This is a genomic window from Diplocloster modestus, from assembly GCF_019042245.1.
In the GTDB taxonomy this organism is placed as follows: Bacteria; Bacillota; Clostridia; order Lachnospirales; family Lachnospiraceae; genus Diplocloster; species Diplocloster modestus.
This window is the reverse complement of the sequence record NZ_JAHQCX010000018.1, coordinates 70794-93292: the sequence shown is the minus strand read 5'-3', so window position 1 is coordinate 93292 and position 22499 is coordinate 70794. Positions and strand designations below refer to the sequence as shown.

The following is a 22499-nucleotide window of genomic DNA, read 5'->3' as shown; positions in this document are numbered from 1 at the left end:
CGATGAAGATTGAATTAAAAGAGCAGGAACGTCTGGATGAACTCCACCGGAACGGTTACCGGATCATCCAGAATTCATCCCGCTTCTGTTTTGGCATGGACGCGGTACTGCTGTCGGGATATGCCACGGTGAAAGAGGGGGAGACCGCGCTGGATCTGGGAACTGGAAACGGGATTATCCCGATCCTTCTGGAGGCCAAGACAAAAGGAAAGCACTTTACCGGCCTGGAGATCCAGGAGGAAAGCGCGGATATGGCCAGGCGCAGCGTTGCCTTAAACGGGCTGGATGAGAAAATCAAGATTATTACCGGTGATATCAAAGAGGCAGGTGAGATGTTCGAGGCTGCTTCTTTTGATGTAATTACATCCAATCCACCCTACATGATCGGACAGCATGGACTGGTCAATCCGGATTCCCCCAAGGCCATAGCGAGACATGAACTGCTGTGTACACTGGAGGATATTATACGGGCCAGCGCCCGGTTACTGTGTACCGGCGGCCGGTTCTATCTGGTACACCGGCCGTTCCGTCTGGCTGAGATCATGACTATGCTGGTATCTTACCGGCTGGAGCCCAAGCGGATGCGTCTGGTTTACCCGTTTGTGGATAAGGAGCCGAATATGGTATTGATCGAAGCGCTGCGTGGAGGAAATTCAAGAATCCGGGTGGAAAAACCTCTGATCGTATATAAGGAGCCGGGGGTTTACACGGACGAGATCTATGATATCTACGGGTACTAGAATGAGAGGCAATATAATATTCTATGGAACAGGAAGGGGGAAACGTGATGGAGCAGACCACACGGGGCAAATTATATCTCTGCGCAACCCCGATCGGCAATCTGGAGGATATCACTTTCCGGGTGCTGCGGACCTTAAAAGAAGTGGATCTGATCGCCGCCGAGGACACGAGGAACAGCCGGAAGCTGCTGAACCATTTCGAGATTCATACCCCCATGACCAGCTATCATGAATACAATAAGATCGAGAAAGGCCGGCTTCTGATAGAAAAATTAAGTGCCGGCAGCCATATTGCCCTGATTACGGACGCGGGTACGCCAGGGATCTCCGATCCCGGGGAAGAACTGGTCCGGATGTGCTATGAGGCGGACATCGAAGTGACCTCCTTGCCCGGTCCTGCGGCCTGCGTCACAGCGCTCACCTTGTCGGGGCTTTCGACGAGACGGTTTGCGTTCGAAGCGTTCCTTCCGATGGATAAAAAAGAGCGGCAGCGGATTCTGGGTGAACTGACGGATGAGACCAGGACCGTGGTGCTGTATGAAGCCCCCCACCGCCTGGTACGCACGCTGAACGAACTGCTGGAGGCGCTGGGGGACCGGAATGTGACTGTGCTGCGGGAGCTGACAAAGAAGCATGAGACCGCTTTTCGGACCACTTTGGCCGGTGCCGCAGCTTACTATGAAAGCACGGAGCCAAAAGGGGAATGTGTGATCGTGGTGGAAGGAAGAAGCCCTCAGGAACTGGTGGAAGAAAGCCGCCGCCAGTGGGAGGAGATGCCGCTGGAAGAGCATATGGCACGCTACGAAAGCCAGGGAATGCCACGTAAGGAAGCGATGAAGCAGGTGGCAAAAGACCGCGGCGTTTCCAAGCGGGACATCTATCAGGCACTGCTGGAGGCAGAGCGCTAATGGAAGCAGGGCGTTATCGTAAGTAGAACACGAGGTATCCGACTTCAGGACTGAGGAGGTGTCCAGTAGGTTTCAGGAATGATGGAACGCCGTTCGTCGATGATAGCTCCGACTTGTTTTTCCGCAGACAAAGAGGCACTACAGGAATCGGACAACAATTAGGTTTTCCTGCGGGCCCCTTTCTTATAAGCCGGCTCATCCAGCAGCCCGAGCCGTTTGTCCACCATCAGCGCGTTGGTAAGCGAACCGGAGACATTCAGAAGGGTACGTGGCATATCGATAATCGGATCGATAGCCAGGATGGGGCTGATGGTGGAAAATGCTGAAGCCAGGCCCACACCGGAGAGGCTGACACTGGACGCCATAGACGCGGTGCCCGGGATCCCGGCGATGCCCAGGGAACCGATGGTGACCACGATCACCGCCATGACCAGCATGGAAAGGTCGATGGGAGTACCGGTGATATTACACACATAGACAATCAGGAGCGCGGGAAATAACCCCGCGCATCCCTGCATCCCGGCCGTGGTCCCGAATCCGGCGACAAAGTTAGCGGTGGCCTCGGACACCCCCAGATCTTTCGTCAATGTCTCCACAGTCAGCGGCAGACACCCCACACTGGAGCGTGAAGTAAACGCCAGCAGCAGAGGTGCCGCTGACTTTTTCATATAAGGAACCGGGTTCAGGCCGTGCAGCAGCAGCGCGGCCAGCTGGATAAAAAACTGGATGACAGTTCCCAGATACAGGGCAAAGATAAATTTACCGGCATCGAAGATCCCGGACAATCCACGCTGGGCGATGGTATTCGCCAACAGGGCCAGCACGGCGAAGGGCATATAATCCAGGATCAGCAGGGCCATATTGATCATCGTCCGGTGCAGTCCCCGGACTCCCTTATAGAGAGGCGCTGCTTCAGCCGGATGCTCCTTATTTACCCACCACAGGGCCAGTCCCAGGATCGAGGAGAAGATAACCAGTCCGATGATATTATTATTTACCATAGCGGATACGATATTATCCGGAATCAGGTTTTTCAGCGTGGAGGGAACATCGGTAATCTCAGAGACTGACACAGCGTCTGAGAATCCGCCGCCCGCAGCCCCGGAAGGGACAGAATCCCGTCCGAGGCCGAACAGCAGACCGAGAGCCAGACCTGTGACCGCGGATACAGCGGCCATAATCATGGTGACGGAGAGGGTCTTGCGGATCAGGTTCCCCATCTGATGTCCTTGTTCCAGCTGAATAATGACCTGTAGGATAGAAATGATCACCAAAGGCACCACAATTACCTTGATCAGGTTCATATAGCCGGTACCAAACAGCTGATACCAGGCGGTAGTCTCCCGTATAAACCGGATATCCGCCGGATTGTCGGGAAAGCCGGATGCAGCCTGGACCGCAAGTCCCAGAAGCAGCCCAAGCCCCGTTCCGACCAGGACGACCACCGAAAAATCCAGATGTTTCTTATGATAAAGGACATGGATCAGGTAGAAACCAGCGGCCAGTAAAACTAAAAACAGTATTGTTCTTATATCGCTAATAAGCAGAAACTGCTGCAAAAATGGAAGGTCCATGATGATCTCCTAAAGGTTAGAATGAATAACAGAAAATAAATAATGGCGGTAAATGGAAACAATATCAGTATTTCCTGTTCGGTAATTCTCATACCTTTTTGAAGATTCAATTAATTTATAACCATAGCTTAACTGCAGCCTTCCCTGCTGATTTTATGAAGCGCTGTAACGGATATGGCACCGGTAATATCTATATTTCGAACAGCAGCAGAATAAGTCAGGTTAAAGGAAAGCGCAGCATTGGATCCGGTAACCGGTATGGTGAAACTCCCGGAGGCTGAGGCGTTGCGGGATGCAGATCCGGTAGGTGCGAAAAATGAATATAACAGCTGGAGCGAGTTATTGATTTTGGGAGTGATCTGCATAAAACTGTCTGCTTCCGGAGTTGCCAAGAAGATGAAATCGACCAGATATAAATATCCCGATGCAAGCAGTATTTCCGTGTTGTCTAAGGAAATCTCATCACCTTCCTGAAACAGGACCCGCATTGGCAGGTCTGTGTTAGACGGTGGGTTGGACTGGACACCATATTGGGCATACGAATAGGATTCACGTCGTTTATTTGAACTGCAACGGCAGTCATTGAATAACATATTGGTTTATTCCTTTTTATTTACATTGTATGAATTCAGGTAAATAAGTGTTCCATGGTCGAAATAAACGGCAAATGCTACAGGCGTTTCAGATACTCCGTAGGTGTACAGCCCATTTTCTTTTTGAAGCATTTCAGAAAGTAAATATAATCGTTAAAACCGCTTTTGGCCGCTACCTCCCGGATCGGAAGATTTTCACTGCGCAGAAGGTGGGCGGCGTGGTTTAAGCGCACCTGCATCAGATAATCAGGGAAGCTTACGTTAAGCTCCTGCCGGAACAGCTTGCTCAGATAGACGCTGCTGATATGGATCCGGGAGGCCGCCCCGGACTGGGACAGCGGTTCCGCAAAATGTTCGTGGATATAGTTCAGCGCCTGCCGCATATAGAGGGATAACTCCGGTACCTCCCTTTTCTGCAATCGGTCAATCAGCCGGTCGAAGAGGGAGGCGATCCATTCCTGAACCGTGGACAGGGATTGGAAGTCATACAAATATTGGCCGGACAGCGTATCATCGTCATAGATTTCCTTAAAATTAACGGCCTGCTTCTTGCAGATCTGATTCAGCAGCCCCAGCAGATCTGTAAAAGCCATCTGCGTGACTGGCAGAGGAGGTTTTTGCCGGCGGATATCAGAGAAGATCTCATCTAGGAGATGATGGGCCTTGTGGGGTTCCCGTTGGAGAACGGCTTCTGTCAGCGCGTTTTCCCGGCTGATGCTCAGAAAATCGAAATCAGAGGAGGCGCTGGTTCCATTTTCCCGGGTGAAAATAGAGCCGGGTTCGTAATAGAATTTCTGACATAGATTTTCCTCCGCCTGACGATAGGAAGCAGGCAGATCCGCGGGCTGGATACTCAGGGCGCCCAGGCTGAAGCTTACCGACAGGTTCAGGAATTTTTTCATGCAGAAGGTAATGCGTCCGATCGTATTCTGAATGGTATCGTGGATGGCACGCTCACTGCGCGTCGAACCAAAGCTTAAGACCATCGCATATTTTTCATTGGAAATATGGCACATGGCGCCGTTTTTCTGATCGGTGAGTATTTCAGTAACGATATTCACGATAGAAAAGGTAATCAGGTTATTATTGGCCAGATCCCTGGTCTGATAGTCATCGATACACATTAACAAAGGCAGCATGCGAATGGGCTCCAGGGGGAGGGCCAGTACATTGAAATGTGCCCGGATTTCTGCCGGATCGGAATAAAAACCAGTCAGCAGGTGGATTAGAAAATCCTGGCGCAGGGCCACCAGATTATTATCCGTCAGCCGGGAATGAACCGGGCGGTCCTGAAGGCCGGCTGCCGCTTTTTCCAGGGCGGACAGAAGGCTTTGCGGTGTCAGGGCATGTTTTAGCAGATAATCCACCGCGCCGCCTTTCAGGGCGCCGCGGACATACTGGTAATCATCATAATTGCTGAGCGCGATAAATGGGACCTGGGGCATCAGCCTGTTTGCCTGTTCACAAAGCAAGAGCCCGTCCATTTCCGGCATCTTCATATCGGACAGAAGGATATCCGGACGGACCGTTGTCAGTTTATCCAGCGCTTCCTTTCCGTTGGAGGCCTCCGCGCACAGTACAAATTTCCGCTCTCCGGTTAAAGCGGGGATTTCTGCATTTAACATATATTTCAATGTGGTGCGCATCAGGACTTCATCGTCTACGATCATCACATTCATCGAAAATCACCTGCACTCTCTGCTGTGAATAGGGGGAACGACAGCTCCACTATGGTATACAAATCAGGCTTGCTGATTATGGTAAAAGACTGGCGGCTGCCGAACATCAGCTCCAGCCGGCTTCGGATATTGGCGATCCCGATGTGGGATGTGTCGCTGTCCGGTGCATGGGCCAGGGAGTTCTGTTCCTCCTGGGTCATCCCTTTTCCGTTATCTTTGATCCTTATGTATAGCTGGTCTTTATCCTGGAATATGCGGATCTGCAGATAACCCGGCCGGGTGACCGGTGCGATACCGTGGAGCAGGGCATTTTCCACCAGGGGCTGAAGCAGTAATTTGGGAATCAGGTAACCGTTCAGCGCACCGTCTACGGAAAAGTAACTGGTAAATTTTCCGTTGAACCGGTATTCCTGGATTTCCAGATAGTGCCTCAGGTAATCGGTCTCCTCCGCCACCGAGACATATTTTTGGGGGCTTAGATTCACATGGAGCATATCGGAGAGTGCCTGCGTTACGCTCTGGATATTTTGCGCCCCCTGGACAGCGGCCAGAAACTTTATGGTATTCAGGGTATTGTACAGAAAGTGAGGATTGATCTGAGCCTGAAGGGCTTTAATCTCCAGATTCCGTTTCTCATTTTCCCGGTTGCGGATGTCTTCGATCAGCTCCCGTATTCTTCGGATCATATAGGTGATCTGGCGGTAAAGCTGGCCCACCTCATCTTTGGTCTGTATCGTGATGTTAAGCTCCAGCTGACCGGAATCAATCTTGCTGACGGCGGTGGACAGACGGGTCAGCTTCCGGGTGATAATGGAGATGAACAGGGTGACGGTGAGAATGAAGATCACCGCACATACCAGCGCGATGCGAAAGACCACGGCGCGGGTGGTCATAAAGTCCTCCAGGATATTTTCATAAGGTACGAAGCCGATCACGGTCCAGTCGGTGATGGATGCGTTCTGTTCAATGACCAGACAGTCCCGTCCGCCCAGCTCCGTGGTAAAATAACCGTCCTCCCGATGAGGGGATGTGGTCAGAAGCTTCAGCTCCTGATCGGTCAGCACCCGCTGTTCTTCCTCCGGCGGGAAAATCACGCTTTCCGTATCCGGATCCAGGATCAGCATAGAATAGCCGTTCACATTCTGCACATTAAACATGTCCTCCAGAAGGGAACACTTGATGTCGGCGACCACGACTCCGATCACCTGCCCCTGATGCCGTATCTTTCTCGCGATGGAAAATACCAGATCGCCGGGATAACCGCCTGCGGGATCATAATAATGAGGCGGGACAAAGAGCAGATCCTGGTCGGATTGAACAAGCTTCTGAAACCAGGGCTGCGCGGTCAGGTCCCTTCCGTTCATGAAGATCCCATAGGACAGGGTATTCCCGCTCAGGTCGCTGACAGCCAGTCCGTTTAAATAAGATTTAAAATTACAAAGGCTGAAGATATAATCTTCTGCGTCACGCCGGTATTGAAGCAGCAGCTGATCATCTTCATTTTCATTCATCAGATAATTAAAGATCCGGGAGTTCAGCCCGAATCCCATATTGCTGGAGATCAGGGCGGTAACGCTGTTGATATCCTTTAAGGCGGTGCCGAAATTATTGTTGGACACCTGCATGATGGAATAAAGATCCCGGGAAGCGGTCTCGGAGGCCTGGCTGGTCATCCGCTGTGTCCAGACCCGGGTCACGATTCCGGCGAAAAGGAAAAACAGGCAGACGGTGACGCAGAGCAGCTTCCATGTGAGACTGTGGAAAAATAATAGAATCTGTTGTTTGACATCTGATTTCACTTTCATTTACTCCGCCCTCATGTGCTGTCGTAAAGCGCACTTTTATACTATAATAGAGTGAAGGGGGACATGTCCATTCCGGTTTGGACATGTCCCAAACCGGAATGGACATGTCCCCCTTCACTCATTATACATTAGTAAGAGTCAGGCGTGCAATGTCGGGACCGATACTTTATAAAATCGGACAGTCCAGTTTAAAAAATGACAATTCGGTTAACCGCCCGGGAACTTATAATAAGTGCAACGAAGCAATATCAACGTTAAATTTTTAAGGAGGATTTGAGAATGAAGTTAAAACGAGTGATGAGTCTGTTTATTGCAGCGGTGATGACCTGCTCCCTGTCGGCCTGCGGAGGCAGTGGGAATGAGGCGCCCCAGACGGCAAAGGAGGAAGCCGCAGCCGGTACACCGGCCGCAGCCCCGGCGCAGGATAAGGAGGAAAGCGGCGGAGAAGTAAAGACGCTGTCGATGCTGACCTTTACCGAGTGGTATACCGACGGATGGGCGGCCCTGGACAAATATATCAATGAAAATGCGGATGAACTGGGCTTTAAACTGGATATTCAGAAGATCGCAGGAGGTTCCCAGGGGGAAGAAGTGGTGAAAGCACGGTTTGCCACCGGTGACCTCCCGGACATCATACAGAGCTACGGTGCCAAATGGATCGATACACAGGTCAATGCGCTGGATAAAATGGTGGATATGGAATCTCTGCCCAGCGAGTCGGAGTATGACTCTGCGACCATGGAAGAGGGCGGATACCGCTATGACGGTAAACTGTATGGAATGCCCATCGGAACAACGAGCCTGCTGGGTGTGTTCTATAATAAGGATGTGTTTGAGGCGGCCGGCGTAACCGAGGTACCGAAAGACTGGCAGGGATTTCTGGATGCCTGTGAAAAGATCAAAGCAGCCGGGAAGATTCCCGTATATTATTCTGGAAAAGATGCGTGGACACTGCAATGCTTCAGTCATTTCGGATTTAATAAAGAAGTGTTGGACAGCGGATTAAGCTATACCGAATTCTGGAATGAAATGAATACCAACAAACAGCACTATGCGGATTGCGCGCAGTTTAAAGATGCCATCGAGAAATCTAAGGAAATGCTGGATAAAGGCTATGTACAGGAAACCTACCTGTCCGATACCTATGATATGGCGCAGACGGCACTGGCAAATGGGGACACGGCTATGTATATCAATCCTTCCAATGTGCTGGATGAGATCGCCAACAAATATCCCGACGCAATGGACCATATCGGCGGATTTGCCCTGCCCCTCTATGAGGACAGCCAGAATTACACCTGCCTGTCACTTCCGGGAGCCCTCGGTGTCACCACCAGCTGCAAGGATGTGGAGGCGGCTAAGAAGGCCATTGATTTCATCAGCTCCTCGAAAGCGCAGCAGATCTATGCTGACGGCGTTGCCGGTGTATATCTGAACAAAAATGTGACCTGTACGCTGACGCCTGCCCTGCAGGATCTGGTAGACTTGATGCAGAACGGCAAATCCATTGCGCTGTGGCAGGGGGCCGGTAATAATTATGGCTACGGTGATTTCGGAGCCATGGTACAAGATTATTATGTAGGCTCTAAGACGGTGGATGATCTGCTGAAAGCCATGGACGACGAAACCGCGAAAAATGCCATTGCGGCCGGTGACGCAAACTGGAATAAGTAGGGTGCGGATCAGATTATGAATACCCGGAACGGGATGAGTTAACAGAGAAGGTCCTTCTGACCGGCAGGAAAGAGGGACCTTCCGTGCTGAAACAGCCAATCCGCCGGGGCTGGAAAGGGGCTCTTGCTATTGAAACAAAAAAGTATCTATTCCTATTGGATGCTGTTACCGTGTCTGGCTATTTTCGGCATATTCTTTCTGCTGCCTGCTGTGATGGGCGTGGGATTTTCCTTTCTGAATATCCGCAACGTGGACTTCCAAGCCGCCACTTTTGCCGGTATTGGAAATTATAAAAATGTGCTGACCGACAGCGGTATGAACATCGCGATCAAAAATTCTTTTATCTTTGCATTTGTCACCACAATTCTGAAGGTGACACTGGGCCTTTTGCTGGCTGTACTTTTGAACAATAAACTGAAAACAACGAATTTTATGAGAACCGTATTTTTTTTACCGGCGGTCTTAAGCAGTGTGGCAGTCGGACTGATCTTTACCGCCATGATGCACCCGGCCAACGGCATCATCAATGTGGCGCTGCGGGCAATGGGACTGCCGATGCTGGCCCAAAACTGGCTGACGGACCCAAAGCTGGCGATATTTTCCGTAGCCTTTGTGGAAGTGTGGAAATGGACCGGATTTACCATGGTGATCCTGCTGGCAGGCCTGCAGTCCATCCCGGAACATTACTACGAGGCTGCCAGAATCGATGGGGCTACCGGCTGGCAGAAATTCCGGTATGTGACATTCCCGCTGATCATGCCTGCATTCACCAATGCGCTGGTAGTCAATCTGATCGGCGGGCTGAAGGCCTTCGACGTGGTGCAGACCGTGACGGGCGGAGGCCCGGGAACAGCCACGGAAGTGTTCGGCACGCTGGTATACAAATCATTCGGCAGCGGCCGTTATGGGGAGGGCTGTGCCGCCAGTATCATACTGTGCGTGGTGATCCTGCTGGTGGTCCTTCCCGTATACCGGTTCCTCACCGGTAAGGAGGTAGAGATGTAATGGCAAAGAAAGTATCCGGAATGTTGGCGGAGATCTTCGCATTGATCTGCAGCGTGTTTATGCTGGTGCCGTTTTATATGATCCTGATCAATTCCTTTAAGAGCAAGGAAGAGGCCGCGCTGGTGAATCTGTCCCTGCCGGATCAGTGGCATATCGTGGAAAATTATACGGAAATGTTCAGGGAGGGGGGGCTTGGACTCGCGTTTCGGAACAGTGTGCTGCTGACCGTTCCCAGCGTCCTGGTTATTATCCTTGTGAGCTCACTGGCAGCATTTGTACTGCAGCGCAGGGTGACGAAAGCGTCGAAAAGGCTGCTGATGCTGATACTGATGGGATTATTTATTCCGGGACAGATCATTCCTACCTATTTTATCTGTTATTATATTCATGTGCGGACGTTTCTGGCCGCGGGACTTGTGCTGATTGCATCCAATCTTTCCATGGGAGTTTTCCTGTATACCGGGTATTTTAAGAGTATACCAAGAGAGCTGGATGAGTCGGCGATGCTGGACGGGTGCAACGGGCTTCAGCTGTTTTTCCACATTATATTCCCGCTGCTCAAACCGATTACAGTCACGCTCTTTATTATTACTTTTATGGGGATATGGAATGATTTTGGCACGACCATTTATTTTCTGAACAGTTCCAGGAACTTTACCTTAACGCTGACGATCTATAATTTCTTCGGGGTACACAGTTCGGACTGGAACCTGGTATTCGCGAATGTCATCGCGGTATCCCTGCCGGTGATTATCGTATACTTTATGGCACAGAAACAGATTATGTCCGGGATGACTTCCGGAGCAGTAAAGGGGTAAGCAATGATGATAGCTGAGGAATTGACGCCGCCGGTTTCGGAAAGACTCCGAAAACCTGGCGAGCCGCTGGAATATATGAGACACGGGGCGGATCCCACCGGCGCCTATCCGGATAACCTGGCGCTGTCCGGGGAATGGCGAATGTACGCCGGGAAAATGGAGATTCCGGTCTGCTCGGTGCCGGTGACGCATGGGGGGCCGCACAGTTTCTGCCAGATCCTGCTGGAGCAGGGGACCGCAGCCCTGAATATAAAAGTATGCAGCCTAAGAGAGGTCTTTCGTGCCAGGATTCACACGCTGAATGGGGATTTCCCATTTCAGCTGCAGGGAAATGAGATACGGGGGACGGTTACCGGGCCCGGATATCTGACCGTGGAGATCAACGATAGGATCTATGCGCCGCTGACCATTATCATACGATCGCCGGTGGATTGTGAAAAGTATGGTATCGGAAAGCGGTGCGGCGATGGTGAATCTGCTGCAAAGGAGCAGCGCATACGGATTTATAAAGCGGGAATCCATGAAGTGGAGTCTGTGGAATTGAAGGACAATGAAACCCTGTATCTGGAACCCGGGGCTGTGCTGCGTGCTGTTCAGCCCGCGGAAGATGAAATGCCAAAGACCGAGAAGGACTGGGCCGGAATACCCAATTACGCCGACTTTATCCGCGCAGATAACAGATCGAATATAAAGATAATCGGTTACGGGATCATAGATTTGTCCGGCCTTAGCTGGCACGCCCGCAGGACGATCCGGCTCACGGGTTGTGAAAATGTGGTCCTGGACGGACCGGTCCTGATTGGCGCCGCACACTGGACCACAGCCCTGTTCCGATGCGAAAATGTCAAAGTGCGAAATCTGGTAATGCTCGGATACCGTCAGAACAGCGACGGCATCGACCTCGTGAATTGCCGGAACGTCCATGTGGACGGCTGTTATATAAGAACCGGGGACGATGCCATATGCATCAAATCCATGGAGGCCCCTCCGGTATGCGGCGGCGAGAAAATTCTGGTGGAGAACTGCACTGTCTGGGACGATAAAGTGCGGGGGATCGGAATCGCCGGGGAGTCCAAAAGCGACATCTGCGATGTGATCTTCCGGGACTGCCTGGTGCTGCACGGGCTGGCAGACTGGGCATATGAGATGGGCGCGTTGTGCATCACCCTGTGTGACAGCGGTACAGTGTCGGATATCCTCTTTGAAAACATCCGTATCCTGCAGGAAAGCGCCTGCGCGATCAATTGTATGCTGTACCGTGACCGGTGGTCGACGGACACCCGGGCGGGCCATATCCGTGACATCCGTTTCCGGAATATCCGGATACCGGAGAATACGCCCATCCGTATATGGGGATATGATGAAGGGCATGAGGTGGAAAATATCTATCTGGAACAGATCGATAACGGTGGGGAACCATTGTGGATCGACCAGAATCCCTATGTGAAGAATGTTATTGTATCTGGAAATGAGGCGTCAGGCAAAGAAGTTTGAGACAAAGCGGTATCAGATGAATAGGTACCGGACATATTGGAATTTTGTGGCGGAAAGGATAGAAGATATGCTGTCTATAAATGACATACAGATTCGGGATCCATTTGTCCTGACAGTCCCGGAGGAAGGATGCTATTACCTCTACGGAACAACGGACAAAGATCCCTGGGGCGTGCATGCACAGGGATTTCAGGCTTACAAAAGCTCTGATCTGAAAATATGGGAAGGCCCTTATCCGGTTTTCAGCCCGCCCGCAGACTTTTGGGCGGACCGGAATTTTTGGGCGCCGGAGGTCCACCGATACCGTGGAGCCTATTATATGCCGGCCAGTTTTAAATCGGCAGAGCACAGAAGGGCAGTGCATATTCTGTGGAGCCAGAGCCCCTTAGGGCCTTTTCTCCCGCTTTCCCGGGAACCCGTCACGCCCGCCGGGTGGGAGTGCCTGGACGGAACGCTGTATCTGGATGATACGGATTCTCCCTGGCTGATATTTTCTCATGAGTGGACTCAGATCCATGACGGGGCCATGTGCTGTATGAGACTGACGGAGGATCTGAAGTCGGGCTGTTCCCTGCCTGCTGTGATGTTCCGGGCCTCCCGGTCCGGGTGGAGTATGAATGACACAGGGGATGTAATACAAGGCGGGGGAGAGAATTATGTGACGGACGGGCCTTATATTATGCGCCAGAAAGACGGGGGGCTGCTGCTGCTGTGGTCCAGTTATTCCGTAACGGGTTATTCAATAGGGACGGCATATAGCAGCAGTGGTAAAATCACAGGGCCATGGCGCCATGCCCCTAAGCCGTTTTTTGCCGCGGACGGAGGCCATGGAATGGTATTCTACACGCTGGATGGCAGGATGATGCTGGCGGTCCATCAGCCAAACAAGACGCCCTTTGAACGAGCCCGTTTCATTCCGGTCCAGGTGTTGGAACAGGATCTCAAATTAGGATAGGTCAGATAGAGCCGGGAAGGATGCAGGGTTACCGTAAACCTTATTTCTGAAGTATTTACGGCGCATGGGGTGCGCCGTTGGAGGTAAAAATGAAAAATGTGAAAAAAACAGTGCTGGCTGCTGTTGTCTGCAGTATTTTAAGTCTGACGACTGCCGGTACAGCTTGGGGGAATGAGACTGCAGTATGTACACAGCAGGTTAATGGATCAAATACCGCAAATGGGCAGATGCTTAATATATTTGAAAAACCGGCTGCCATGCCGGAGAAATACAGTTCTGCTGATTTCCAGGTACAGGCGGGCAAGCAGAGCGTCCCGGTCTGCGTATCGGGGGACAACGCATGGGGGAATCCCGTATCCTACGGGACATTTGAGAGTTCCGGCCCTGTTGAAATACAGATAAACATTAATTTTTCATTTGCGGATTATGCGTTACTGCCGGGTTCACTGGGATTGAGCGGGCAGCGGGTGGGAAATAAAGTAACATTTACCGCACAGCCCGGAACGGATATCACTTTTTTGCCCGACGGAAACTATAACGGCAGAGTCCTGCATCTGTTTATCCGTGAACCGCTGACGGATATACCAGATATTCAGAGCAGCAGTGTGATTCACTACAGTCCGGGATATTATGATCTGTCCGGCCAGCCGCCGTTAATGCTTACATCCGGCCAGACACTCTATCTCGAAGGCGGTGCCGTATTGCGGGGGCGGGTTCTGGTTCAGAACGCGGACCACGTCACCATCTGCGGCCCCGGAATCCTGCTGAACGATTACGCAGCCCAGGACAGCTATGACGGGGTAGCGATTGCGCTGAAAAATTCAACTGACGTGACGGTCAGGGATATTACCGTCATCCGTGATATGAATTCCTGGATTTCCTTTATGTGGAAATGCAGGAACGTAACCGTAAAAAACTACAAAGCCATCAATGCCAGATATGCATCCTCCGACGGATTTAATGTGGCCAACTGCCAGGATGTGCTGTTTGACGGCAGCTTTATTCACTCCTGTGACGACAGCGTAGCGATCAAAGGGACAGGTAACAGCGGCTATAATCCTGCAGAAGATCCGTCCCTGGCTCTTCCTACCAGTAATATTACCTATCAGAATTCCCAACTGTGGAGTGACGCCAACAATGCGATCGGCATCGGAGCCGAAACCCAGGCCAGCTGTTTTGATCAAATTCGGTTTCAGAATATCGACATCCTCAGGAATTATGACGACCTGAATTATCCGGATCAGCTCACAGAGCGCTCGGCCATCAATATCTGCGCGCTGAATGCCACACAGATCCGGAATGTAACATTTGAGGATATCCGGGTGGAAAAGGCAAAAAGACTGATCAATATCACAATGGAGGACAGCTTCTGGTTCGGAAGCCTGGCGGGGAACTGGCAGTGGCCCGGTTCCATACAGAACATCACGTACCGCAATATTACATCCAATTCTGACGGTTCCAATCAGATCCGGATATCCGGCCGCGATTCAGAGCATCAGATATCGGATATCCGGTTTGAGAATATCAGGATCAACGATACGCAATTATCGGATTTTAATACAGATATTTTTTCCGTGAATTCCTTTGGGAAAAATATCCGCCTGATATCAGATCTGAATCCGGAGGGTATCACCGCAAACGGCCCTATTACAGCCCCTTCAAACCGCTATCAGGCGGCGGAGCAGCTATCCGGGATACAGGGAGAAAACGGCTGGTATTACCGGACCTGGCAGGCCGGTATCGGCACACAGGATATGGCCTGGAATCCGGATGGTTCCAATCATTGGCGGGGACCGAAACAATGGGATGCCATCTGGGTGGAACAGGATCAGCTGCTGCTGCATCCCGATGAGACACAGATCCTGCTGGACTGGAAGGCGCCCAGAAGCGGCACCATATCGGTCAGCGGAACGGTCAGGAAATATGCTTCGGAGGGGGGAGACGGCGTGAACGTCAGCATCTGGAAAAACAACCAGATGATCTGGCCTGTCAACGGGGTATGGCGGACGATCGCATATAACGATACGGTGGGCGCGGCCGCAGAGATTTCTACCAGCGTAGCCCAGGATGACGTGATATCGTTCCGGGTGGATAAACGAGATAACACCGCCTATGATTCAACATCCTGGACGCCGACGATTATCTACGAGTAACCGATATCCCGTATGCCCCGATCGGGTACGTCCGTACAGAACGGACACCTGGAAGGCTGCGCCCTGGTTTTCGGACAGTCTCATGGGGGGAACTCGGACGGAATAAGATAAAAAAACGGGGCTTTAAAAAAACCCCTCTCAGAACAAAAACATCCCGCCATAGCCACGGTAAATCCAGGTTTTAGCGGGATTGTTTTACTTAAAATATAACGAGTTTTTTATAGCCCCGTATTACAAATTCCAATTAATCCTGGCACCTGCCTCTTCCTGCGACAGAAGGGGAAGCCAGGAATCTGCGGATCCCTGCAATCAGGACCGCATGATCCTGAAGATGGGGCAAACCGGACACACAGATCGAGCCGATGACACTGCTATCCTGTATCCGAATCGGAAATCCGCCGCCGCAGGCGGCGTACTCTGCCGGATCCAACAGCCAGTCCTTTTGCAGATCTTCCTTTAACACGGCAAGTTCCGCGAAAGCCCGCAGTGTACTCATTTCTCTTACATCCACCAGATTGCTTTTCCTGCGAAGCCACATATCGTGATAGGCGCCGGTTCCATCCGGCAGATATTTAAAGACCGTCACATGGTTTATGCGGATCTCAATACCCAGGATACCCGGATATTCTTCGCTGGCTTTAAGCAGATCCAACCCCAGTTTCAGCGCGTCGTTATGAGAAAAAGAATGGAACTGCAGCTCTGTCTCTTCCCTCTTACACTGCTCCAATAATTGTTCCTCCATATGAACCTCCTCCTATTTTAAGCCTTTGTTCTCTATATCAGTATTTAAGTCTTTAGTCAGCTTTCGAACTATTTATAATCGCGGACAAATACTTCATAGGAAGTCCGGATACTTTCCCCTTCCTTTAAGCTCGGCGCAGTACCTGCCGCCACCGCGTTTTCCAGGCCGCCGGGAAGTGAATTCCACATTTCCAGAGCCAGGGTGTAGGCCCGGCCATAAAAAGGATAACCGGCCCCTCCGCCATACATCTGCCAGACCCAGATATACGGAAATACCTCCTTATCCCACTTCATGCCAAACCCCAGCTGCCGCCGGTGATTTAGGACCTCAAATGCCCCCTCTTTCAATTCAGACAGGCCAAACTCCCGGTATTCCCGGCTGTCCATGCTGTGTACTGCGCTCAGATCCACGTCCTTTTTGTCCCTGCCTGTCGCGGCGGGCCAGATTCCCCGCTGACCCGGGGCCAGACAGCAGGCCGGCCCCAGATCTGCCTGAACCGCCTGGAATGCCGGATACCCATCCACACAGATTTCACAGGAGTCATCCAGAAAACTGCCGCCCAGCGCAGGGTGCTGGCCCCACTGATACGAAATCTCCTGTCTGCCCTCGTTCACAACCTGTTCTTCAATATACAGAGTGCAATCATTTTCCCGCAGTTTGAGAGTTCTCGAAAGCCGGAAAGGGAACCGCATTGTCCGGACTTCCAAACGCACCGATATTTCAGCAGCTTCATCCCTTACCACCTCCATATCCCAGGCGAGCAGGGCTGCCTCCCCGTGCATACCCAGCGCCGCGCCGCACACACATCCGCCGGTACTGATCCCCGGGAACATAACCTGCCACCCGCCCTCATAAAAATCCATAAAATTTCCCGCCGGATTAGCGGTCGTAGGGATCGCGCCCTTCGCAAAGGGCAGCGGAGAACGGAACATAAAATCCACATCCTGCGGCTTGTATATGTATTCAAAGATATCCGCGCCCTTATCCAGCAAGATCCCCACACGGATCAGATTATTCTCCAGGCTGACACACCGCATCCCATCCGCCGAATACTCCCGTATCCGGCAGCCATAATTTCTCACTCCAAAAAATTTACTTCCCACCGCTATCCCATCCTTTCAGCCGTAACCTGACCGTCTCCAATGATGCCGCTTTGATTCAATCCAAATATACCGTACGTTCCTCCAGTGATGAGCGATAGATCGCGTCCACCACCTTCATGGTCTGACAGGCGTCCGCAAGGGTAGTCCGTGCGGGCCGCTTCTCTAAGATACACGCAGAGAATTCCTCCAGCTGCCGGGCATATATATTAACCTGCTCATACGGCAGTTTCCTTCCGCCATCTGTACCGCTGCGTACCTGGCTGCTGGCGTACCCTTTCTCCGAATCAGACACGGTGAGAAAAATATCCCCTTCCCCATCCTGCCCAATCGTATCATAAGCCAGAACACTCCCCTTCGTGCCATAGATCTCCAGCGGGCAATGGGCGGCTTCATCCGGGATATTAAAATTCGCATTGATAAAACAATCCGCCCCTTTGCGCATCCTCAAAACAGCGGAGACGCTGTCCTCCACCTCATAATCAAACGTCTTATGATCTACCATACCGCAGACCTTCTCCACCTCATCCCCCAGCAGATATCTCATCAGATCGATGCAATGAATCCCCATATCCGTCAAGGCTCCCCCGCCGGCAATGGCTTTCACCTGCCGCCAGTTCCCATCCATCTTCGGAAACCAGCAGGTCAGCTGGGCCCGGCAGGAAACAATATCCCCAAGCAGGCCATCCCGGACGATCTTTCGAATGCTCTCATGCCCGCCATGAAAGCGCATCACCATACCGACGCCTGTACAAAGCTCCTTTCCGCTGGCATAGCGCAAAAGTTCTTCCGCTTCCCCGGCATCCAAAGCTACCGGCTTCTCAATCAGCAGATGTTTTCCCGCGTCCAGAACCCGGCGGGCCTGTTCCAGATGAAACTTAACCGGCGACGCGATATACACCGCATCCACTTCCGGGTCCCCTAGCAGGGCCTCTTCCTCCTGGTAACAATTCTCTATTCCATACTCCTCCCGCAGCTGTGACAGTGTCACCCCATTCTTATCCATCACTGCTGCCACCCGGGCGTTTGAGATCAAATTCAGCGCCGGAATGGTCCTGCGCCTGGCAATCCCGCCCGCTCCGATAATCCCCCATCTGACTATTCCACTCATTTCTGTCTCCTTTCTGATAATAAAAGATGTGGCAGGAAGTGATCCTCCTGCCACATCTCAATCTTCCCGCCGGACCTTAAGCTAAAATCTCAGTTGCACTCCGCCACCAACGGCCCGGCCAGCTCATCCAGATAAAGCAGCGTCCCGGGAACCGTAGGGACATAAGACGAAGTGACATAGCGGTCAGGACCATACCGCAGCGTCATCCACAGAGACATTCCCTGCCACTGCATCCCTCTGGAAAGAGCTCCGTCCGCCCCGCCGATCATCCGGTCAGACTGAAGGAACAATCCCGGCCCCACCGTGTTGGCGGTACAGGACACCAGAGTGGTTCTGCTCTTAAAGCTGGTAATCGCGTTCTGCTCCACGGTAAGCGGATGCAGCCTGGCGCCTGTCCGGTAGCATTGCTGCCTCCACTCTTCATCGGAAGAGAATTCGTCCGCAAAATGGGGCTCCCAGAAAGCGATATGACACATTCTTCCGATTCCATATACGGTAATCAGACGGGCGCCCTGCTCCTTTAAGGCTTTGATCTTATCCGGATAAGTGGGAAGGTTCTCCCTGGTTGCAAAGTTACGCTGCGGGACGGGAACCGTCAGTTCGCCCAGCGGGTTGTAGAAAGCGTGTTCCATGGCATACTGGAAAGAAGCAGGATTTGTGCTTTCCAGGGTATTACCGTCCCCATCTGCCCATTCATCCATGTTAAAGCAATAGAGATGGTCACAGGATACGTTCCACTGTTTCAGAAAATAGACGACCCATTCATACATACCCATAGGCCCCACTGGAAGAATCATAGCCAGAATCTGCCCTTTGTCTTTGGCGGTTTTGATTTCCAGTGCGATCTCATGTCCCAGTTTTACATTAAACTCTTCAATTGTTTTACAGGAAGCGATCTGAAAGCCTTCATTCCAGAACGGCTGGCGCTCGCTGATTTCCTCGGGAGCGTGGCTTACGCAGGCGTCGATTTTGGCCATATCCCAGCCGCGGGGATAGAAATTTTCCAATAAGCTTCCCTTTACAGTAGAATTAAAGTCGATTTTCATAGTTATTCATCCTTCCTTATATGTAATCTATTTGCGAACATCTCTTACGGTAACAGATGCTTCGTAGTCATTCTCGGATAAACGGTGCATGGACGGTAACCCTCCGCATAAGGGACGCCGCACTGATATCCGCGGTATTTGGAACAGGTTCTCACCATATCGATAAAATCAATGTGATCATGTTCCAGCATCCATCGGATCTGGGAATCATGGCAGGAGAGGGCCTTTAACTTTGTCTCAATCTGATCCGTGATATCCACATAATGGGTGGGAGAAAAATCAACACCGCCAACGGTATCCATGTAATAGATTGGAATAAAATCAGTTATAGCCGCATATTTTACGGACTTGTGTGCCAGGGTGGCGATAAAGCTTCCATTAAAGGCCAGCCGGTTGGTTTCAATATGATCCTGCATGTAATCTGTGTCGTTATGGGTGATGATCACGTCCGGCTTCACATAACGAACCACATCAGCCATGGCATCCACCACGTCATTATCATATCGGGTGACCAGGACATCGCCTACATCCAGATTAAATACTTCTTTGGCGCCGATGATCCGCCCTGCCTCCTCAGCCTCCTTTGTTCTGATCTCTCGTAATGGTTCCGGTAAAATCTGAACATGTCCCATGTTCCCGTTAGCCACATGGCACATATACACATCCGCGCCCTGTTCCACATATTTGACCAGCGTGCCGGAACAGGCTATTTCCAGATCGTCCGGATGGCATCCCACTGCTAATACATTCATTCATGTCCCTTCCTTTCTGTTTTTTTCGGTCTTTCCTGATGAATATTTTAAAAATGTTTTATTTAATGCTTACTACGGCGTTTTTATAAGCTAATCATATATCAGCATCCGATATATGTCAACGAATTTTATAAAATAAATTTATTATTTAAAAGTAAAAAAATATTGATTTTATCAGTTATTTTGATAAATGATCTATAAAACAAGCGAAAATCTATGGTTTATATATAAAATTTTGTATATAAAATGTTATTGGAGCAAAAAACCATGTATTATAAAAATAATTTATTAAAATGATAATAGAAAGAACTACTTTTCCTGCTGTTTCAGTTTATCAAGCACCTGTTTTTGCGCATCACAGCATACCATAAAGCTCTCAAATACTTCCTCGATGGTTGGATTCGCCTCACACCCCTCCTCGATCATCCGGATCAGATGGTCAAACTGGGCACCGGTGGGTTTGCGGTCGCTTTGGAGGTTGATCATCTCATACTCCTTCTCCGGATATTTGTAATATTCGATCAAATCGCCTTCCTCCTGATGCGTCTGCCGGTCTTTCCGGTAGATGATCCGGATACTTCCCTCTGGGCCGACGAATTCTTTTAGATTATCCGAGGAAAAAGTATTGCTCCAACCGGCCTCATAGTACCCGACGGAACCGTCGTCCAGTTCCAGAGTCATAAAACCATAATTAAAGGAATCCTCCGGAACGCTTTCCTCTGTTCTGGAACCGGATGCCGTCACACGATGCACCCGGGCGCCCGTGAACCACTGCGTCACATCTACGTAGTGGACTCCGCAGTCCAGAAGAGGCGAAGTTTCTTTCAATATTGCCAGGTATTTTCCCCAGTCCATGGTGTGATGATTCTGCACCATCCGAAAGACGATGGGTCTGCCGATGGCGCCGGACCGGATCATGCCGGCCACCTTTTGGTAGGTGGCATTGTGCCGCAATATGTGGCCCACCAGGACCTTGCACTCAGGATGTTCCCTGACCAGCTGGACGAAGCGGCGGCCTTCTTCCGGATTCGGCGCGATAGGTTTCTCGCAGATCACATGCTTTTGATGAAGGATGCACTGCTGCACCAGCTCGAGGTGGGTGCTGGGATACGTAGCGATGATCACGATATCGACCTGGGCAGAAGAGATACAGTCCCGGCTGTCCGTGCAGAAATGGTTGGCTCTGTATCGTTTCTGGAAGCTGAGGGCCTTCGGCTCGTCCAGATCACACACATACTCAAGCCTCACATTTTCTTTATAATAAATTTGAGAAAGATGAGCCTCCCCCATATGCCCGCAGCCAATCAGCGCCACGCCATAGGTTTTTCTCATGGCCGTCTCATACCCCCCGCCAGTTCGATCTCCTGGAGCACAAGCCGGACGGAACGGACTGCCTCCTCCAGCGTGGCTGCGGTCAGAGGGGTATGGTTTTTAACACCCTGCGTAAAATACCGGAGCTCGTTATAGTAACCCCCCAGAGAAGAAATATTTCCACCGATATCATTTTCACTCTCAAACTCTTTGTCAAGCTCAGGGATGATCCGCCCGCCGGTCTTAGGATAGACGGCCAGGGAGGGAGTGGCGGAGGAATCGAATACAACGGTGGCCTCGTCGAATTTAACCCGGTATTCCATGGTAAATGGGAACGCATCCGGGTAATCCCAGCAGGCCTCCACAGTGACGGCAGCGTTTTCATATCCGTAAGTGGCGAAGATCTGCTGGATGACACCTTGCGAATCCCTGGCCGCACGGGCGGTTACTTCCAGGGGATCACCCAGCAGATACCGCACATAATCCACGTCATGCACATGCATATCCAGGGCTACGGTGCCGGAGCACTCGGGGCGGTGAAGCCAGTTCTCCCATGCCCATCCGGGAAGCGGGCTGATCCGTTTGAAGACACCGGATCGGAACGCTCCATAGGTCTGGTTTTCCATGGCCTCTTTCAGCCAGGCATACTCGCTCCACAGCCGGATACACTGTCCTACCATGACAGGGACGGCGGTTTCCTGCTGAGTGGCCAGCAGAAGATCCATCTCATCCGGGCGCAGACAAACCGGTTTTTCTATAAATACGGCCCGGCCCTTTTTCATGGCCGCAACGGCATATTTCGTATGAAGGTAGGTGGGCAGGCAGATATCGATCACATCCACATCCGCCTGTTCGATCAGGTCCATTCCCTCCCCATAGGTCTGCGCGGAAAATTTCTCAGCGGCAGCTTTGGCATACTCCGGCCGCAGGTCCGCCACCGCGGTAACTTTTACATCCTCTTCCATCAGGGCCTGATAGCAGGCAGTGTGCATCCCGCCCATATATCCGGCGCCGATTAATCCGATTTTCAGCATAAGAA

The 22499-nt window shown here is 51.3% G+C and carries 19 protein-coding genes; 9 read left to right on the top strand and 10 right to left on the bottom strand.

The window, feature by feature from the left end; genetic code table 11:
* Positions 1-2: 2 nt before the first annotated feature.
* Entirely contained in the window at positions 3-740 is a 738-nt protein-coding gene (locus KTH90_RS20385) for a tRNA1(Val) (adenine(37)-N6)-methyltransferase (protein WP_238727400.1), read from the top strand.
* Between the two features lie 47 nt (positions 741-787).
* Positions 788-1648 carry a 16S rRNA (cytidine(1402)-2'-O)-methyltransferase gene (gene rsmI, locus KTH90_RS20380; protein WP_158351324.1) on the top strand — a complete coding sequence of 287 codons (861 nt, stop codon included), beginning with the start codon at positions 788-790 and terminating at the stop codon, positions 1646-1648.
* A gap of 158 nt (positions 1649-1806) precedes the next feature.
* On the opposite strand, the gene KTH90_RS20375 is transcribed toward rsmI, so the two are convergent.
* The gene (locus tag KTH90_RS20375; RefSeq protein WP_238727386.1) at positions 1807-3222 is read right to left on the bottom strand and encodes a cation:dicarboxylate symporter family transporter; all 1416 of its coding nucleotides are present in this window, start codon (positions 3220-3222) and stop codon (positions 1807-1809) included.
* A 240-nt stretch (positions 3223-3462) separates the two neighbouring features.
* Here KTH90_RS20375 and KTH90_RS20370 point away from each other — a divergent pair, with 240 nt between their 5' ends.
* A complete protein-coding gene (locus KTH90_RS20370; protein WP_238727385.1) occupies positions 3463-3696 on the top strand; it encodes a hypothetical protein in 234 nt (77 codons plus the stop codon).
* Between the two features lie 196 nt (positions 3697-3892).
* Here the strand turns inward: KTH90_RS20370 and KTH90_RS20365 are convergent, their stop codons facing one another.
* Together KTH90_RS20365 and KTH90_RS20360 are read right to left on the bottom strand one after the other, a co-directional pair.
* Positions 3893-5494, bottom strand: coding sequence for a helix-turn-helix domain-containing protein (locus tag KTH90_RS20365; protein ID WP_238727384.1), 1602 nt, complete (start codon positions 5492-5494; stop codon positions 3893-3895).
* A complete protein-coding gene (locus KTH90_RS20360) occupies positions 5491-7299 on the bottom strand; it encodes a cache domain-containing sensor histidine kinase (protein ID WP_238727383.1) in 1809 nt (602 codons plus the stop codon). Before KTH90_RS20360 ends, KTH90_RS20365 begins: the two co-directional genes overlap by 4 nt.
* A gap of 279 nt (positions 7300-7578) precedes the next feature.
* Here KTH90_RS20360 and KTH90_RS20355 point away from each other — a divergent pair, with 279 nt between their 5' ends.
* The 6 genes from KTH90_RS20355 to KTH90_RS20330 all read left to right on the top strand — a co-directional run bounded on the left by KTH90_RS20355 (position 7579) and on the right by KTH90_RS20330 (position 15398).
* Positions 7579-8973 (top strand): ABC transporter substrate-binding protein, encoded by a 1395-nt coding sequence (locus KTH90_RS20355; protein ID WP_238727382.1) that lies wholly within the window; start codon positions 7579-7581, stop codon positions 8971-8973.
* 129 nt (positions 8974-9102) lie between these two features.
* Positions 9103-9978 (top strand): carbohydrate ABC transporter permease, encoded by an 876-nt coding sequence (locus tag KTH90_RS20350; RefSeq protein ID WP_238727381.1) that lies wholly within the window; start codon positions 9103-9105, stop codon positions 9976-9978.
* Positions 9978-10796: a carbohydrate ABC transporter permease gene (locus tag KTH90_RS20345; RefSeq protein WP_158351316.1), complete on the top strand. Its 819-nt coding sequence runs from the start codon at positions 9978-9980 to the stop codon at positions 10794-10796. The genes KTH90_RS20350 and KTH90_RS20345 overlap by 1 nt, the downstream gene beginning before the upstream one ends.
* Before the next feature lie 3 nt (positions 10797-10799).
* The gene (locus tag KTH90_RS20340) at positions 10800-12290 is read left to right on the top strand and encodes a glycoside hydrolase family 28 protein (protein ID WP_238727380.1); all 1491 of its coding nucleotides are present in this window, start codon (positions 10800-10802) and stop codon (positions 12288-12290) included.
* Positions 12291-12357: 67 nt separating this feature from the next.
* Entirely contained in the window at positions 12358-13245 is an 888-nt protein-coding gene (locus tag KTH90_RS20335) for a glycoside hydrolase family 43 protein (RefSeq protein WP_158351314.1), read from the top strand.
* A gap of 89 nt (positions 13246-13334) precedes the next feature.
* Positions 13335-15398, top strand: a complete 2064-nt coding sequence (locus KTH90_RS20330; protein WP_238727379.1) for a glycosyl hydrolase family 28 protein — start codon at positions 13335-13337, stop codon at positions 15396-15398.
* A 244-nt stretch (positions 15399-15642) separates the two neighbouring features.
* Here KTH90_RS20330 and KTH90_RS20325 read toward each other — a convergent pair whose 3' ends face one another.
* The 7 genes from KTH90_RS20325 to KTH90_RS20295 all read right to left on the bottom strand — a co-directional run bounded on the left by KTH90_RS20325 (position 15643) and on the right by KTH90_RS20295 (position 22494).
* Complete coding sequence (locus KTH90_RS20325) at positions 15643-16140, bottom strand: heme-binding protein (protein WP_158351312.1); 498 nt, start codon at positions 16138-16140, stop codon at positions 15643-15645.
* Positions 16141-16208: 68 nt separating this feature from the next.
* Positions 16209-17243 (bottom strand): aldose 1-epimerase, encoded by a 1035-nt coding sequence (locus tag KTH90_RS20320; protein WP_238727378.1) that lies wholly within the window; start codon positions 17241-17243, stop codon positions 16209-16211.
* A gap of 55 nt (positions 17244-17298) precedes the next feature.
* A complete protein-coding gene (locus tag KTH90_RS20315) occupies positions 17299-18351 on the bottom strand; it encodes a Gfo/Idh/MocA family protein (RefSeq protein ID WP_158351310.1) in 1053 nt (350 codons plus the stop codon).
* 89 nt (positions 18352-18440) lie between these two features.
* A complete protein-coding gene (locus KTH90_RS20310; protein ID WP_238727377.1) occupies positions 18441-19397 on the bottom strand; it encodes a 6-phosphogluconolactonase in 957 nt (318 codons plus the stop codon).
* Positions 19398-19441: 44 nt separating this feature from the next.
* Complete coding sequence (locus KTH90_RS20305; RefSeq protein ID WP_158351309.1) at positions 19442-20149, bottom strand: PIG-L deacetylase family protein; 708 nt, start codon at positions 20147-20149, stop codon at positions 19442-19444.
* 309 nt (positions 20150-20458) lie between these two features.
* Positions 20459-21481, bottom strand: coding sequence for a Gfo/Idh/MocA family protein (locus KTH90_RS20300; protein ID WP_238727376.1), 1023 nt, complete (start codon positions 21479-21481; stop codon positions 20459-20461).
* Positions 21478-22494: a Gfo/Idh/MocA family protein gene (locus KTH90_RS20295; RefSeq protein WP_158351307.1), complete on the bottom strand. Its 1017-nt coding sequence runs from the start codon at positions 22492-22494 to the stop codon at positions 21478-21480. Before KTH90_RS20295 ends, KTH90_RS20300 begins: the two co-directional genes overlap by 4 nt.
* Positions 22495-22499: the final 5 nt, after the last annotated feature.